The 15,976-nt window shown below is 69.4% G+C and carries 15 protein-coding genes; 2 read left to right on the top strand and 13 right to left on the bottom strand.

The genetic code is table 11. The annotated features are described in order from the left end of the window. Window positions 1-2: 2 nt before the first annotated feature. The 5 genes from FFS10_RS08335 to FFS10_RS08315 form a co-directional block, all read right to left on the bottom strand. Window positions 3-1,505: a nucleobase:cation symporter-2 family protein gene (locus tag FFS10_RS08335; protein ID WP_137893476.1), complete on the bottom strand. Its 1,503-nt coding sequence runs from the start codon at window positions 1,503-1,505 to the stop codon at window positions 3-5. Between the two features lie 800 nt (window positions 1,506-2,305). Further along, window positions 2,306-3,280: a Bug family tripartite tricarboxylate transporter substrate binding protein gene (locus FFS10_RS08330; RefSeq protein WP_137893473.1), complete on the bottom strand. Its 975-nt coding sequence runs from the start codon at window positions 3,278-3,280 to the stop codon at window positions 2,306-2,308. 28 nt (window positions 3,281-3,308) lie between these two features. Further along, the gene (locus tag FFS10_RS08325; protein ID WP_137893471.1) at window positions 3,309-4,286 is read right to left on the bottom strand and encodes a Bug family tripartite tricarboxylate transporter substrate binding protein; all 978 of its coding nucleotides are present in this window, start codon (window positions 4,284-4,286) and stop codon (window positions 3,309-3,311) included. A 26-nt stretch (window positions 4,287-4,312) separates the two neighbouring features. Next, a complete protein-coding gene (catC, locus tag FFS10_RS08320) occupies window positions 4,313-4,591 on the bottom strand; it encodes a muconolactone Delta-isomerase (protein ID WP_137893469.1) in 279 nt (92 codons plus the stop codon). Window positions 4,592-4,602: 11 nt separating this feature from the next. Beyond that, complete coding sequence (locus FFS10_RS08315; protein ID WP_137893467.1) at window positions 4,603-5,787, bottom strand: muconate cycloisomerase family protein; 1,185 nt, start codon at window positions 5,785-5,787, stop codon at window positions 4,603-4,605. A 125-nt stretch (window positions 5,788-5,912) separates the two neighbouring features. Between FFS10_RS08315 and cynR the strand changes: the two genes are divergently transcribed. Then, window positions 5,913-6,791: a transcriptional regulator CynR gene (cynR, locus tag FFS10_RS08310; protein WP_137893465.1), complete on the top strand. Its 879-nt coding sequence runs from the start codon at window positions 5,913-5,915 to the stop codon at window positions 6,789-6,791. A gap of 23 nt (window positions 6,792-6,814) precedes the next feature. On the opposite strand, the gene FFS10_RS08305 is transcribed toward cynR, so the two are convergent. Both FFS10_RS08305 and FFS10_RS08300 read right to left on the bottom strand, forming a co-directional pair. Next, on the bottom strand, window positions 6,815-7,579 hold the full coding sequence (locus FFS10_RS08305) for an alpha/beta fold hydrolase (RefSeq protein WP_137893463.1): 765 nt from the start codon (window positions 7,577-7,579) through the stop codon (window positions 6,815-6,817). A gap of 81 nt (window positions 7,580-7,660) precedes the next feature. After that, entirely contained in the window at window positions 7,661-8,572 is a 912-nt protein-coding gene (locus FFS10_RS08300; protein ID WP_137893461.1) for a polysaccharide deacetylase family protein, read from the bottom strand. Window positions 8,573-8,659: 87 nt separating this feature from the next. On the opposite strand from FFS10_RS08300, the gene FFS10_RS08295 reads away from it, so the two are divergent. Beyond that, a complete protein-coding gene (locus FFS10_RS08295; RefSeq protein WP_137893459.1) occupies window positions 8,660-9,430 on the top strand; it encodes a fumarylacetoacetate hydrolase family protein in 771 nt (256 codons plus the stop codon). Between the two features lie 47 nt (window positions 9,431-9,477). Here FFS10_RS08295 and FFS10_RS08290 read toward each other — a convergent pair whose 3' ends face one another. The 6 genes from FFS10_RS08290 to FFS10_RS08265 all read right to left on the bottom strand — a co-directional run bounded on the left by FFS10_RS08290 (window position 9,478) and on the right by FFS10_RS08265 (window position 15,968). Then, window positions 9,478-10,881 (bottom strand): amidase, encoded by a 1,404-nt coding sequence (locus FFS10_RS08290; protein ID WP_137893457.1) that lies wholly within the window; start codon window positions 10,879-10,881, stop codon window positions 9,478-9,480. Window positions 10,882-10,891: 10 nt separating this feature from the next. Beyond that, window positions 10,892-12,184 carry a TRAP transporter large permease gene (locus tag FFS10_RS08285; RefSeq protein ID WP_137893455.1) on the bottom strand — a complete coding sequence of 431 codons (1,293 nt, stop codon included), beginning with the start codon at window positions 12,182-12,184 and terminating at the stop codon, window positions 10,892-10,894. Beyond that, window positions 12,181-12,792 carry a TRAP transporter small permease subunit gene (locus FFS10_RS08280; RefSeq protein ID WP_137893453.1) on the bottom strand — a complete coding sequence of 204 codons (612 nt, stop codon included), beginning with the start codon at window positions 12,790-12,792 and terminating at the stop codon, window positions 12,181-12,183. Before FFS10_RS08280 ends, FFS10_RS08285 begins: the two co-directional genes overlap by 4 nt. A gap of 65 nt (window positions 12,793-12,857) precedes the next feature. Next, on the bottom strand, window positions 12,858-13,904 hold the full coding sequence (locus FFS10_RS08275) for a TRAP transporter substrate-binding protein (RefSeq protein WP_137893451.1): 1,047 nt from the start codon (window positions 13,902-13,904) through the stop codon (window positions 12,858-12,860). Between the two features lie 173 nt (window positions 13,905-14,077). After that, entirely contained in the window at window positions 14,078-14,974 is an 897-nt protein-coding gene (locus FFS10_RS08270; protein ID WP_137893449.1) for an IclR family transcriptional regulator, read from the bottom strand. Window positions 14,975-14,987: 13 nt separating this feature from the next. Beyond that, window positions 14,988-15,968: a Bug family tripartite tricarboxylate transporter substrate binding protein gene (locus FFS10_RS08265; RefSeq protein ID WP_137893447.1), complete on the bottom strand. Its 981-nt coding sequence runs from the start codon at window positions 15,966-15,968 to the stop codon at window positions 14,988-14,990. Window positions 15,969-15,976 lie beyond the last annotated feature (8 nt).

Genomic DNA, 15,976 nt, shown 5'->3' with positions numbered 1-15,976 from the left:
ACTCAGTGGGCCTCGGCCGCCTTCGCGGCTTCGATGGCGGCACGCTGGTCGGCCTTGCCGCCGTTGAAGAACAGGTTCAGCAGCACGGCCGAGATCGCGGTCAGCAGGATGCCGCTCTCGAGCAGCGGATGCAGGCTGTGCGCCATGTGCTGGGTCCAGCGCGGCGCGACCAGCGGGATCAGGCCGGCGCCCAGCGAGATCGCGACGATGTAGAGGTTGTGGCGGTTGTGCTTGAAGTCCACGCCGGTGAGGATGCGTATGCCGGTCGCGGCCACCATGCCGAACATCACCAGGCCCGCGCCGCCCAGCACGAACTGGGGCACGGACTCGACCAGGGCCGCCATCTTGGGCAGCATGCCCAGCACGATCATGATCAGGCCGGCGGCCACGCAGACCCAGCGGCTCTTGACGCCGGTGACGCCGACCAGGCCCACGTTCTGCGAGAAGCTGGTGTAGGGGAAGGTGTTGAAGATGCCGCCGATCAGCGTGCCCAGGCCGTCGGTGCGCAGGCCGGCGCTCAGCGCGGGCTGGTCGATCTTCTTGCCCGTGATGTCCGACAGCGCTAGGAACATGCCGGTGGACTCGATCATCACCACGATCATCACCAGGGTCATGGTCAGCACCATCACGAGGTCGAAGCTCGGCATGCCGAAGGCGAACGGCGTGACCAGGTCGAACCAGTGCGCCTTGCCCACCTTGTCGAAGTTCATCTTGCCCATGCCGACCGCGACCACGCAGCCGATCACGATGCCCAGCAGTACCGCGATGTTGGCGACGAAGCCGCGCCCCAACTTGACCAGCAGCAGGATCGCGAGCAGCACGAAGCCGGCCACGGCCATGTTGTCCAGCGCGCCGTAGTTGGCGTTGTCGACCATGGGGATGGGCCCGGGCAGCTTGATCGCCGACGCGGCGGCACCGGCGGGCGCCGACGCGGCGGCGGCCGCCGCGGCCGCCTTGGCGCCGTCGACCATGGTCACCAGCTTGGGCATGTCCACGCTCTGCGCCAGGTTGGCCGGACCGCCCATGGCCCAGCCCACGCCCACGCGCATCAGGCTGATGCCGATGATGGCGATGATGGTGCCGGTGACCACCGGCGGGAAGAAGCGCAGCAGGCGGCTCATCAGCGGTGCGATCAACATCGACAGGATGCCAGCGCCGATGATGGCGCCGAAGATCGCGCGCGCGCCCTCGGGGCCGCTCTGCACGTTGGCCATGGCGACCATGGGGCCGACCGCGGCGAAGGTCACGCCCATCATCACCGGCAGCTTGATGCCGAAATGCCGGCCGAAGCCCAGCGACTGGATCAGCGTGACCAGGCCGCAGCAGAACAGGTCGGCCGAGATCAGCAGGGCCACCTGCTCGGGGCTGAGCTTGAGCGCACGGCCCACGATCAGCGGCACGGCCACGGCGCCGGCGTACATCACCAGCACATGCTGCAGGCCCAGGGCGGCGAGCTTGCCCGCGGGCAGGCGCTCGTCCACCGGATGGACGGTCGAATGACTCATGAGGGTCTCCTAGTGTTTGCGAGGAAAGGCAGGCAGGCGACGATGGCTTCAGCCGTGCCGAACGGGGGACGCGGGCCGCGAGGGGCCGGTGGGGAACGAAGTGGCGAGCGAGAGCCGGATCCCCGTGGCGGGGACGGCGGTCCGGTGGCGGGCCTGGTCGTGACAGTCAGTGTTCATCGCGTTCTCACATAAGGGGAAGATGCACCGGTTTGACGGTCCAACTTCCCCTCACAGCGGGCGCTGTGAGGGGCGAGCATCGCGACCACATGCGGTTCAAGGCTTGAACCGCCAGGGCTCCGCGGCGATGTGGAAAAAGTGTATGCAAAAACGAATACACGTTATATGCGGATTTACCCGCAGCCCCGGGGATAAACCTGCTAACGCCTGGCCGATCGCCCGCCCTTTCTCGGAGTCGCCATGACCGACCATCAGCAATTGCTGCGCGAGGCCGTGCGCGCCGCCTGCCGGCGCCTGGGCAGGCCGGCAGCGTGATGTGTGCGAGCGGCTACCCCTGCCCCATGTGCCTGGCCGCGATGCTGGGCACCGGCGTGCGGACCGTCTACCACGCATTTGGCATGTCGGCCGAGCCGGCCTACCGCGCCCCGGGCCTGCCGGTGCTGCCGCAGACCATGGTCCAGCTCGACACCGGCGTCACGGCGGCGCAGCTTTACGGCCGAGGATGGGAGCCTTGCTTCGCACTGGATCTTGCGCCGCTGCAGGCGGTACCCAGCAGGGGTTCATGCCGTCGCGGTCGGCGCTTCGCACCGACTCCGCTGCGCTGCACGGCCTGGGCGCGAGGTTCAGTCCAGTGTGGCCCCGGATGTCTTCACGCGCTCGGCCTGCAGCTGGGAGTCGCGCCGCAGGAAGTCCCGGTATTCGGCCGGGGTCGATCCCACCGCGACGTAGGAGTAGGCGTCGATCTGCGTCTTGCGGAAGTCGGGGGCCAACAGGACGCGCCGCACGTCGCGGGCAATCTGCTCGACCACCGTGGCCGGGGTGCCGGCAGGCGCCACGAGGCCGATGTTGAACACGGCATCGATCTCTTGCACCCCGGCTTCCTTGAACGTCGGCACATCGGGCAGCGCGACGCTGCGCCGATCCGCCGAGATCGCCAGTGCCTTGAGCTTGCCGGCCCTGACGTGCTGCTCGATGACCGACACGCCGAGCACCGCAGCGTCCACCTGTCCGGAGATCACCTCGGGGATCAGCGGGGCGGCACCCTTGTAGGGGACATGCACCAGCTCCAGTCCCTCCTGCTTGGCGAACATCGCCAGCGGCAGGTGCACGATCCCGCCCGCGCCGGAAGAGCCGTAGCTCATCGGTTTGTCCTTGGCCTGGCGCGCCAGTTGCACGAAGTCCTTCAGAGTGTTGGCCTTCGAGCTACGGGGCACGAAGAAGACCATCGGCACGCTGATCAGGCGCGAGACCGGGGTGAATTCTTTTTCCGGGTTGTAGGGCAGTTTCCGGTACAGGTGCGGGTTCATGGTCAGCGCCGCTTCGGTGGCGGCGAACAGGGTGTACCCGTCCGCCGGGCTCTTGGCGACGAACTCGGCCCCGATGATTTCATTGGCGCCGGATTTGTTGAGCACCAGCACCGGCTGGCCCCATTCCTTGTTCAGGCGGGTGCTCAGGGCCCGCGCCAGGTTGTCGACCGGGCCGCCCGCCGCGTAGGGTACGACGATCGTGACCGGCTTGGCCGGGAAGACCTGGGCGGCGGCCCCGTGGGCGGCGGCGGCGGCCCCGAGGGCCAGAATGAGCTTGAAGAGTTTGTGCATGGTACGAGGAAAGGGGATGTTGTAAATATCAGTCGAGCTTGATGCCGCGTTCGGCGATCAGCTTGCTCCAGCGGGCCGATTCGCGCGTCAGGTGGGCCGCCAGTTCGTCCGGGCTGGATCCGACCGGCTCGGCGCCGATGGTCTCGAAGCGTGCCGCCACGTCAGGCTGCTTCATGGCCTCGGTCAAAGCCGCATGCAGCTTGGCGATGACGGGTTTGGGCGTACCGGCCGGGGAGAACACGGCGAACCAGGGTGCGACGTCGTACCCCGCCACGCCGGCCTCGGCCAGGGTCGGCACCTGGGGCAGGGTGCGCGAACGCTTGGCGGTGGTCACGGCCAGGGCCCGCAGCTTGCCCGACTGCAGGTGCGGACGCGCCGAGGTGATGCTGTCGAACATGTAGTTGACCTGGCCGCCGAGCAGGTCGGCCACGGCCGGGCCGCTGCCCTTGTAGGGCACGTGCAGCATGTCGGTCTGGGTCAGCGAGGTGAACATCTCGCCGGCCAGGTGGATCGAGGTGCCGTTGCCCGCCGAGGCGTAGGTCAGCTTCCCCGGCGCCTTGCGCGCGGCGTCGATCACGTCGGCCACGGTCTTCACGTTCGGCTGCGTGGCGTTGGTGACCAGCACGTTGGGCACCACGGCCAGCAGGCTCACCGGCGCGAAGTCCTTGATCGGGTCGTAGTTGAGCTTGCCATAGAGCGGCTTGTTGGTGGCCATTCCGATCGAGGCGATCATGATCGTGTAGCCGTCGGCGGGTGCCTTGGCCACCAGCTCGGCGCCGATGTTGCCGCCGGCGCCCGGCTTGTTCTCTATCACGAGAGGCTGGCCCAGGGTCTTGCCGGCCTTCTCGCCCAGGGTGCGGGCGATGGCATCCATCGCGCCGCCGGGCGGGAAGGGCACCACCCAGCGGATGGGCTTGGCGGGCCAGTCGATGGCGGGTGCTTGCGCCAGGACGGCGGTGTTCAGGGTCAAGCCGGCGGCCAGCGCCGCCCACAGTTTCAGGGTCATGGTCTTGTCTCCAGGGGTGAGGGGGCTCAGGCGATGGCGGAGGGGTGCTGCGCCAGCGGGGTGACGTGGATCTTCATGTAGGGGAACAGCGGCAGCTGCGACAGCAGGGCGTGCAGCTCGTCGTTGGAGGCGACGTCGAACACGCTGTAGTTGGCGTATTCGCCGACCACGCGCCACAGGTGACGCCAGCGGCCGTCGCGCTGCAGCTCCTGCGCGTAGGCCTTCTCGCGCGCCTTGATCTCATTGGCCTGCGCCTCGGGCAGGTCATGGGGGATGTTCACATCCATGCGAACCAAAAACAGCATGGTCTTGCTCCTCAAGGAGTGCCGGCGCGTTGGCCGAAGTCGATGTGCACGGGCGTGAGGCCGGCGCGGGCGCGGTCGAATCGCTCCAGCTGGGCCCGGTCCACCTCCACACCGAAGCCGGGGCCGTCGGGCAGCTGCAGTTCGAAGTCCCGGATCGGCATGCGCTCGGTGACGATGTCGTCCACCAGAAGCTGGGGGCCGAACAACTCGCAGCCGTGGTGCTGCGGGCCCAAGGTCGAGAACACATGCGCCGATGCGGCGCTGCCGATCGAGGTTTCGAGCATGGTTCCGCCGTACCAGCCGATGTCGGCCGCCTCGGCGACCGCCGCCACCTGGCGCGTGCGCAGCAGGCCGCCGTGCTTGGCCACCTTGAGCGAGAACACATGGCTGGCCTGGGCGCGGGTCAGCGCCATCGCGTCCTGCAGCGTGCACACGGTCTCGTCGGCCATGATGCTGGCGCGGTCGCCCAGCGTGGCACTCAGGGTCTTGAGCGCCTCCACGTTCCACTTGGCCACCGGCTGCTCGATCAGGGAGACGCCGGCGTCGATGAGTTGTGGCAGGTAGCGGCGCGCGGTTGGGCCGTCCCAGGCCTGGTTCACGTCGACCGTCAGCGTGGCGCGGCCCGCGAGGCCGCGCGCGATCTGGGCGACATGCGCCACGTCCTGCTCGGGCGTGCGTGCGCCGATTTTCATCTTGAAGATGCGGTGGCGCCGCTGCTCCAGGCGCAATTGGGCCTCCTCCAGGTCACGCCCCACGTCGCCGCTGGCCAGGGTCCAGGCCAGGGGCAGGCTCTGGTGGCGCTTGCCGCCGAGCAGCTGCCAGGCCGGCAGGTTCAGACTGCGGGCCACGGCATCGATCAGCGCCATTTCCACCGCGCTCTTGGCGAAGGCGTTGCCCTTGCAGGCGGCATCCATGCGCGCCAGTGCGGCACCGAAGCCGCCGCCGTCCTGGCCCAGCAGCACCGGTGCCAGGTAGGCGTTGACGGCGTGCAGGATGCTCTCGGGCGACTCCTCGTTCCACGACGGACCGCCGATGGTGGCTGCCTCGCCGAAGCCGGTGGCGCCGTCCGCAAGCCAGAGCTGCACAATGACGGGGCTTTGGTGGTTGATGGTGCCGAACGACAGCTTGTGCGGACGGATGGTGGGGATGTCCAGAATGCGCGCTTCGATGCGCTCGATGGAAAAACGACCCGTCATGGGCTTGGCCTCGGTGCGTGCGAGTGAAAGAGGCGCCAAGCGTAAGCTGGGTGGCGACGCTTTTCCAATGATTTATTTCCCAGAAATCATTCGATGACATCGAATGAAAGCGCTAGGATCGGCGCATGGAAATCCGCCAACTGCGCTACTTTCTTGACTTGGCCGCTACCGAGCATCTGACGCAGTCCGCGCAGAACCTGTTCGTGACGCAGTCCACGCTGTCGCATGGGCTGCGTCAGCTGGAGGACGAACTGGGCGTGCCGCTGTTCCACCGCTTGGGGCGGGGCCTGAAGCTGTCCCAGGCGGGCGCCGAGTTCCGCGTGCATGCGATGCGGGCGCTGAAGGAAATCGAGGCCGGGCGCATGGCGCTAGCCGACTTGAGTGGCCTGCAGGCCGGCAAGCTGACCGTGGGCGCGTTCCCCACCTTCCTGAACACCGTGGTGCCGGCGACGGTTGCGGCGTTCAGCCAGCGTTATCCCAAGGTGACGGTCGAGGTGCGCGACCTGCGTGCCGGCCCGATCGAGGAGCAGCTGCTGCGCGGTGAACTCGACCTGGGCATCGCCTTCCATCCGGCCGCGCACGAGGAGATAGAAACCGAGCCGCTGTTCGACGAGCGCATGCTGTTGGTGGTGGGTCCGCCGCATGCGCTGGCGGGCCGGCGCAGCCTGCCACTGCGCCAGCTGGCGGGCGTGCCGCTGGCGCTGCTGTCGCGCAATTTCGCCACCCGGCGCCTGATCGACGACAGCCTGCGCCAGGCCGGCGTGGCGCCCTGGGTGAGGGTGGAGATGGAGTCGGTGGAGGCGCTGCTCGGCGTGTGCCGCTGCGGCGACCTGGCCAGCATCGTGCCCGAACGCGCGGCGCGGCAGGCGCCGGACTTGCGGGCGATCGCCCTGACCGCGCCGCAGATGGTGCGGCATGCCGGCCTGCTGTGGCGGCGCGGCGCCTCACGCAGCGCCGCTGCGCGCGAGTTCGCCGCCTTGCTGCGCGCCACGCCGCTGCGCTGAGCGCGACACGCCTTCCTTCTGTCCTACAGCGTGGCCCAGAACTCGGTGAGCAGGCGGGCGAAGGCTTCAGGCTGCTCCACCGCGCTCAGGTGGGCGGCGTCCAGGCTCCGCAGCCGGGCGTTCGGGATCGCCTGGGCGATGGTCTCGGACATCTCGGGCGGGGTAGCCTCGTCGCGGCTGCCGGCGATCACGAGCGCCGGCGTGCCGATGCGGGCGTTGTCGGCGTCGAGCGCGATTTGCGCGACCGCTGCGCAGGCGGCGGCGTAGGGCTGCGGCGCGGTGGCCTCCAGCACCGTGCGCAAAGCCGCCACCTGGGCCCGGCCCTGGACATCGCGGAACTCGGGCGTGAACCACCGCTGCATCGCGCCCTCGGAGATCGCGGCCATGCCCAGCGTCTGCACGGTGTCGATGCGTGCCTGCCACAAGGTGCGGGCAGCCGCGTCGTAGTGGCTGGCCGAGTTGGCGATGGTCAGGCTGCGCACCAGTTGCGGATGGCGCGCGCCGAGCGCCTGCGCGGTCATGCCGCCCAATGACAGGCCGACGAAATGCACCGGCTCCGTCGCTTGGGCGCGGATCAGCGCGGCGGCATCATCGGCCAAGTCCGCGATCGTGAAGGGGGCGTCATTGGATGGCGAGCGGCCGTGGCCGCGGTGGTCGTAGCGCAGCACGGTATAGCGGTCCTGCAGGACGGCGGCGAGGCCGTCCCACATGCTCAGGTCACAGCCGAGGGCATGGCTGAGTACAACGAGCGGGCCTTGGCCTTGGCGAACGAAATGCAATTGCGGCATGGAGGGGTTCCTGGAAGTAAGAAACGGGCGATATTGTGCCCGCGCCGCTCCGGCTCCAGTACCGCATGAAAGAAATGGTTCTCAGCCCGTCAGCGCCAGCCAGTGGCGCGCGATGTCCTCGCGCCGCGCGATCCAGACCCGCTGCCCCAGGCCGCGCAGCCGGGCCAGCACCGCATCGAGACCACCGATGCGCGCGGGCCGGCCGATGATGCGCGTGTGCAGGCCTATGGTCAGCATGCGCGGCGCCTGCTCGGATTCGACCAGCAGCTGATCGATGGCGTCGCCCACGTAGGCGGCGAAATCGGCGCCGCGCACGAAGGCGGGCTGATCGAAGAAGCGCATGTCGTTGGTGTCGAAGGCATAGGGCAGCACCACATGCTGCCCCCCGTCGGCGCGCGGCAGGCAGTAGGGCAGGTCGCCGCCGTAGTCGTCGCTGTCGTAGAGGAAGCCGCCATGCTCCTGTTGCAGGCTGCGCGTGTGGACCGAGCGCGAGGACTTGCTGTGCCAGCCCACCGGCGGTCGGCCCCACAGGCGCTCTATGGTCGCGACGGTGCGCGCGATCTGGGCGCGCTCGGTGGCCTCGTCCATGCCGGCAGGCGACTCCCAGCGCCAGCCGTGCGCGCAGATCTCGAAGCCGTGCCTGCGCGCATCGTCGGCGACCCAGGGCGTGGCCTCGAGCGCGCGCCCGCAGCAGTTGAGCGTCAGCGGCCAGCCCAGGTCGGCAAAGCGCTGCACCACGCGGCGGTAGCCGGCCCGCGGCCCGTATTCGAAATGGGTTTCCATACAGAAGTCGGGCACGCCCCGGATCTCGTGCCGCACCTCGTGCACAGCCTCGTTGCGCTCGTCGCCGGCCGAGAGCGAGAGTTCGGCGCCCTCCTCGATGTTGAGCACGAACGAGACCGCCAGGCCGGCTCCGCCCGGCCAGCGCAGGCCCTCGTGGTGGCTGCGGCCGTCGCCGAAGCGGCGGGTATGGATTGGCAAACTGAACGTCATGACAGTCCTCCAGCAAAATGAGCTTCTCCGCCCGCTATGGGGCGGCCAGAATCGAATGTTTCAACCACAGACACAGGACCTTCCTCCATGCCCACGCCCTCCCTCGATGCCCTCGTCTCGGCCCTTGTGCAGGCGCGCGCCGACGGCCCCGCCGCCGACGCTGAAGGCCTGGCCGGATCGCTGCCCGATGCCGAGACCGCGTACGCGGTGCAGCGCGCCTGCGGCGAGGCGTTGGGCTGGTTCGGCGGCGACGCGCCGCCGCACTGGAAGTCCGGCGGCCCGGGCCGCGATTCGGTCCTGACCCATGCGCCGCTGCCGACCGCGGGCGTGTGGCGCAGCCCGGCCGAGGCCAGCCGCTGGCCGTTCCGGCTGCGCGGCATCGAGGCCGAGATCGCGCTGCGCCTGGCCCGGCCCGTGGACCGCGAGCAGGCCGCAGCGCTCACGCCCGAGACGGCGGCTCAGCTGGTCGACGCGATGACGGTGGCTATCGAGATCGTGGATTCGCGCTGGGCCCAGGGCCTGGATGCGCCGGCCCTGTGCAAGCTGGCGGACCTGCAGTCGCACGGCGCGCTGGTGCTGGGCGACTGGCTGCCTTATGCGCCGCGGGACTGGTCGCAGCAGATCTGCCGCGTGCAGATCGGCACCCAGCCCGAGGTGGTGCGCCGCGGCAGCCATTCGCTGGGCGACCCGGCGTGGCTGCTGCCGCAATGGCTGCGCCACGCCACGCGCGAGGGCCAGACCCTGCCCGCAGGCAGCGTGGTCACCACCGGCACCTGGGTGGGCATCCTCGAGGCCCGTGCCGGCGACCTCGTCACGGCCCGCTTCGACGGCATAGGCGAAGCCGGCGTGCAGCTGTAGGGCAAGGAGAAAGGGAACGGGCGCCGCGGCGCCCGATCCGGCCCGGCTCACAGGGCTGGCCAGCGCACGGCCCAGGGTGCCTGCGCCTCGTAGGCCTCGCCCAGGTCCAGCAGCGCGTCGTCGCTGCCGTAGGGGCCGATGATCTGGATGCCGATCGGCAGCCCCTCGCGCGAGGGCGCAGCCGGCAGCGCCAGCCCCGGCAGGCCGGCGGCGTTGACCCAGCCGGTGTAGGCGGCATGGCCGCGCGGTCCGACCGGCTGGCCATCGATCACCGTGGGATAGGCGTCGTGAGCCGCCCAGGGCAGCGCGGCGGCGGCGGGCATCACGATCAGGTCGACGCGCTCGAACAGCGCGGCGCTTTCGCGGCGCAGGCGCCGCACCGCTTCCATGATCTGCCAGAGGCGCGCGCCCGAGACGCGGCGGCCGGCCTCGGCTGCCTCGCGGTACTTGGGGCTGGCCTGGGCTTCCCAGTCGGGGTGCTGGTCGAACATGGCGGCCAGGCCCACCTGGCCGATCTGCGGCCAGGCCTCCATCATGAAGCGCAGGTCCAGCGGCAGTTCACCAGGCTCGACACGGTGGCCCAGCCTGGCCAGCTGCTGCGCGGCGTGCAGGCAGCTGAGGGCGATCTGCGGGTCCAGCGGGTTTGCGTTCAGGCGCTCGACGTAGAGCACGCGCAGCGGACCCGTGCGCCGCGGCTGCGCCGCCGCCCAGGCCGCCGCCATCGAGGAACGGTCGACCCAGGAGGGGCCGCGCAGCGCCTGGAACAGCAGGCGCGCGTCGGCCACCGTGCGCGCCACCGGGCCTATGCAGTCGAAGTCGAGCAGCAGGCCGGGCAGCTGGTGCTCGCGCGGCCAGGCGCTGAGCGAGGGCTTGAGGCCCACCAGCCCGGTGTGCGAGGCCGGGCGGCGGATCGAGCCGCCGCCGTCCTGCGCGATCGCCAGCGGCCCCATGCCGGCTGCCACGGCCGCCACCGCGCCGCCGCTGGAGCCGCCAGGCGTGAGATCCGGGGCCCAGGGGTTGCCGGTGACGCCGAACAGCGGGTTGGCCGTGTAGCCGTCGTTGGCGAACTCGGGCACGTTGGTCTTGCCCACGATCAGGGCGCCGCCGGCGCGCGCCCGGCCGGCGGCCAGCTCGTCGTGGCCGGGATCGTGCTCGCGCAGCGCCGCCGTGCCGCAGGTGGTCGGCAGGTCGGCGCTGTACAGGCTGTCCTTCACCGTGAGCGGCACGCCGTCCAGCAGCGACAGCGGCCGGCCCTCGGCATGGCGCCGCGCCGACGCCTTGGCCTCGGCCAGCACCGCGTCGTCGCGCCGCGCCACCACGGCATTGATGCGCGGGTTCACCGCGTCCATGCGCGCCAACACGGCCTGCGTGACCGCCACCGGCGAGAGGCAGCCCTCGCGGTAGCGCCGCTGCAGCTCGCTGGCCGGCAGTTGCCAAAGGGTTTCGCTCATCGGCCGGGCCTCACATCTTTCCGGGCAACCAGGTGGCCAGGCCCGGCACGACGATCAGCAGGAGCGTGAACAGGATCATGATCACGACATAGGGAACGGCGCCGACCATGGCGTCGCGTATCCCGCCCTTGTCGGGCCGGATGCCGTGCACCACGAACAGGTTCATGCCCACCGGCGGCGTGATCAGGCCCAGCTCGCACATCAGCACGATGAAGATGCCGAACCAGACCGGATCGACGCCCAGCGCGGTGACGATGGGGAAAGTGATCGGGATGGTCGCCACCATCATCGACAGCACGTCCATGAACATGCCGAGGATGAAGTAGAAGACGATCAGCGCCAGGATCATCTGGGTGGCCGAAAGCCCGAAGCCCGTGACCCATTGCGTCATCGCCTCGGCCACGCCGGTCAGGCTGATCGCGAGATTGAGCACGAAGGCCGCGCTGATGATCAGCAGGATCATGCCGCTGGTCTTCGCGGTCTGCACGAAGCAGTGGGTCAGCAGCGTCCAGTTGAGCTTGCGGCTGTGCCAGGCGAAGAACAGCGAGGCGACCACGCCCAGGGCAGCCGACTCGGTGGTCGTGGCCAGGCCGGTGTAGAGGCTGCCCATCACGATGAAGAACACCACCGCCGGCGGGATCAGGTCCTTGAGCAGGCGCAGGCGCTGCGCGAGCGGCACATCCTCCTCCTTGATCGCGCTGCCGGTGATCAGCGCATGGCCCGCGATGAACAGCATGAAGCAGGCCGTCAGCAGCAGGCCGGGAATGATGCCGGCGATGAACAGCTTGCCGATCGAGGTGTCGGTCAGCGAGCCGTAGACGATCATGTTGACCGAGGGCGGGATCAGGATGCCCAGCGTGCCGCCGGCCGCGATCGAGCCCAGCGAAAGCTTCATCGAGTAGCCGCGCTTGTACAGCGACGGCAGCGCCACCGTGCCTATGGTCGCGGCGGTGGCCACCGACGAGCCCGAGGTCGCCGCGAACAGCGCGCTGCAGCCCACGTTGGTGTGCAGCAGGCCGCCCGGCAGCCGGCCCAGCCAGGCCGCGAGCGCGCCGAACATGCGGTCGGCGATGCCCGAGCGCAGCAGCAGCTCGCCCATCAGGATGAACAGCGGGATCGAGGTCAGCAGGTTGTCGTTGTGCACGCCCCAGAGCACCGGGGCGATCGAGTCGACGAAGGGCATGCCGTAGGCGATCAGGCCGCCGAGGATGCCGACCGCGGCCATGGCGACGGCGATGGGCATGCCCAGCAGCATCATGCCGAGCATGCCGGCGAAGCCGATCAGGATGTAGCTGACGTTCATGCTTGGGCTCCCGAAGCGGCGACGGACAGGGGGGACAGGGGGGCGTCGGACGAGCGGGCCTTGAGGTCTTCGAGCTCCTCGTCGACTTCGTCCTTGGTCGAGCGCGGACCGAACTCGCGGTTCAGCTGGTCGCGGCGGCCGCTGAACATCAGCAGGGTCGCACGCAGCGCGAAGCCGGCCGACACCAGCGCGAACATGATCAGGCCGAACAGCCACACGCCCTGCGGATAAACCAGCGGCGTGGCCCAGGGGGTCTGCGAGACGCTCTGGTACTGGCGCGAATCCTGGACCACGAACCAGGCCAGGTAGGCCATCAGGCCCGCGAACGCGGCCAGGCAGAGCACCGACAGCCAGTTCAGCACTTCCTGCAGCCACTTGGGCAGGTGGTCGTGGAAGACATCGACGCGGATGTGCGAGCGGCCCATCAACGCCAGACTGAACGCAATCGTGGCGCCCACGGCGAGCGAATAGCCGCCCAGCTCGTCGGCGCCCTGCAGGGACACGTTGAAAACCTTGCGGATCACGGTTTCCACCGCGACCAGGAACGACAAGGCGAGGAAGATGAGGCCGAACACGATGCCCAGCCAGCGTTCAATGGTGTCTTTCATGATTCTCTATCTCCTGCGACGTCGCGCGCCGGCCGCCGCGGTGGCCGGCGCGCGTTCGCCATGGGTTACTGCACGCCGATGGCCTTGCCGACGGTCTTCTTCCAGGCGTCGGAGCAGCCCGGGTTGGACTTGTCGCAGATCTCGGCCCAGGTCGGCACCGAGATCTTGGCCACCGCGTTGCGCACGGTCGCGATGTCGGCGGGCTTGACCGGCACGTCGACCAGCTTGAACTTCTTGCCGTTGGTGCAGGGGTCCTTGCCGGCGTTGCAGTTCAGCGCGTCCTGGGTCAGCTCCTTGGAGTAGACCCAGATGTCGTCGGTCAGCGTCGTGAAGGCGGCCTGCAGCTTCTTCTGCTCCTCGGGCTTGAGGCGGTTCCAGGCCTTCATGGTCATCGCGTAGCCGTTGAGCGCCATCTGGAAGCCCAGCGGGTACTGGTGGGTCGTCACCTCGGGCCAGTTCGACGAGTTGGCCGAGCTCGGGCCGGTGATCGCGCAGTCGACCACGCCCAGCGACAGCGACTGGTGCACCTCGGTGAAGGCCAGCGGCACCGGCGTGCCGCCCACGCTCTCGATGAACTTGGCCAGGTTCTGGTCGTAGACGCGCACCTTCATGCCCTTGAGGTCGGCCAGCTGGGTCAGCGGCTTCTTGCAGAACAGGATCTGCGGACCGAAGGGCCAGATGCCCAGCAGTTTGACCTGGAAGTTCTTCTGCAGGCGCTGGTCCAGGGTGTCGAAGTAGGCGTCGTAGACCTTGCGCGCGGTCTCGTAGTCGGGCGCGGCGCCGACCAGGTCCATGCCCAGCAGGGTGGGCTCGTCGCGCGAGTTCTGAGAGACGCGCAGCGAGACGATGTCGAACAGGCCGGCCTTCATCACGCGCAGCTGCTCGGTGTCCTTGATGCCGAGCTGGTCGATCGACTTGTAGTCGGCGTCGATGGCCAGGCCCGTGCGCTTGGCGAATTCGTCGAAGAAGGGCTTCTCCTTGTTCTTCTGCACCAGGCCGGTGGCGGCCGGCTGGCCGACCACCTTGAAGGTGATGCGCTCCTGTGCCTGGGCGGCGGACATCAGGCCGGCCGCCAGGGCCAGCGCGGTCAGAGTGGTGGTGAGGCGAGACATGGTGGGACTCCTTCGGGGTGGTGGTGAAAAGAAACGACTTGGCTTGCGGAAAACGGTGGGATCAACGGGCCCGAGCGCCGGAAGCTGGCTCGCATTGAAAGCCAATGCGCGGCCTTTGCGCAGACTTTTCCGGCGTATGGAAGAGGCTTGAAAACCCGAATGAATTCATGGACTTACAGAGCCATGGCGGTGGAAGGCGCGGGCTCGGGCAGGCAGCCGCCGAAGCCCGCCGAGATCTCGGCGCTGGCCGCGCGCAGGCGCTCGCCTATCGCGGCGAAGGCATGCGTGGGCAAGGCATGGCTGGGCCCGGCCACGGACAGGGCCGCGAAGGGCTGGCCATGCTCGTCGCGGATGGTGGCGGCGATGCAGCGCAGCCCCAGGGCGTTCTGCTCGTCGTCCACCGCGTAGCCGCTGCGGCGTATGTCGGCCAGCAGCTCGTGCAGCCGCGAGGGCCGGGCCACGGTGTGGGCCGTCAGGCGCGGCAGGCCGTGCCTGCGCAGGTACTCCGCCACCTCCTGCTCGGACCAGGCGGCCAGGATGGCCTGGCCCATGGCCGCACCGTGCAGCGGCACGCGCCGCCCGAGCTCGGCCACGGCCTCGCTGGACTCGGGCCCCTTGAGCTGGCCGACGAAGACCACGTCGCCCGCGTCGGCCAGGCCCAGGTTCACGCTGACCCTGGTCTGCTCGCGCAGCCGCCGCATCAGCGGCAGCGCCAGCTCCTGGATGCGGCGCCGGCGCGCGAAGGCCGCGCCGACCGAGAAGCAGCGCGCCCCCACATGCCAGAGGCTGGTGTCGCGGTCGAACTGGACGAAGCGACGCTGCTCCAGCGTGGTCAGCAGCCGGTGCGCGGTGGAGGCGGACAGGCCGCTGCAGGCGGCCAGGTCCACCAGGCGGTAGCCCTCGCTGTCCACGGCCAGCAGCTCCAGCAGCTGCAGGGCGCGGTCCAGCGCCTGCACCGTGCCGTCGCCCGCGGGCTCGGGGACCTGGGTCCTGGCGACGCGGCCGGGGCCAGCGGATTTCAGGGCATGCCCTGCGGACAGGGTGGGCAGTGGGCGCGGCGAGCGGTGCATGGCGGCGGGCCGGTCAGGCGTCGATCGAGACCTTGGCGTCCTTCGCCACCTTGGCCCATTTGACGAGCTCGGCGTGGGTGAACTGGGCGTAACGCTCGACCGAGCCGCCGCCGTCCTCGACGCCGAAGGTATCGAACTTCTCGTCCACGTCGGGCATGGCCAGCACCTTGTTCACGTCTTCGTTGATGCGCCGCGCCAGTGCCGCCGGCAGCTTGGCCGGGCCCGAGATGCCGTACCAGTTCATGGTCTCGAACTCGGGGAAGCCCTGCTCCTGCATGGTGGGCAGCTTGGGGTAGGCCTTGGAGCGCTTGGCGCGCGTCTGGGCCAGCGCCACCACCCGGCCGTTCTTCAGGTGCGGCGTGGCCGCGGTCATGGTCTCGAAGGTGAACTGGATCTGGCCGCCGATCAGGTCGGTCAGCAGCGGGCCGCTGCCCTTGTAGGGCACGTGCAGCGCGTCGACGCCGGCCTGCAGCTTGAACTTCTCGATCGCGAAATGCTGGATCGTGCCGGGGCCGGCCGAGCCGAAGCTGATCTTGCCGGGCTGGGCCTTGCACAGCGCGACCACTTCCTTGACCGTCTTGACGAGATTGGCCGCGCCGGTGATCAGCACGTTGGGCGTGACACCCAGCAGCACCACCGGCGTGAAGTCGCGCTCGGGGTGGTAGCGCAGCCTGGGCTGCACGGCCGGCGCCAGCGCGTGGCTGTTGATGGTGCTCAGGAACAGGGTGGTGCCGTCGCCGGGCTGGCCAGCCGCGTACTCGGCCGCCAGCATGCTCGAGGCGCCGGGCCGGTTCTCGACGATGACCTGCTGGTTCCACAGCGTGCCGAGCTTCTGCGCGACCACGCGGCCCAGCGCGTCGGCGCCGCCACCCGGCGGAAAGCCGACCACCAGGCGGATCGGACCGCTGGGCAGGTTCTGGGCCTGCAGGCTGGGCGCGCCCAGCGAGGCCACGCTGGCCGCGCCGGCGGCCTTCAGGAAATGACGTCTTTGCATGTTTGTCT

The sequence above is a fragment of the Ramlibacter sp. 2FC genome, from assembly GCF_005503345.1.
GTDB lineage: Bacteria > Pseudomonadota > Gammaproteobacteria > Burkholderiales > Burkholderiaceae_C > SCMQ01.
Note: the sequence above shows the minus strand (reverse complement) of the source record. Positions and strands in the feature narration are given on the sequence as shown.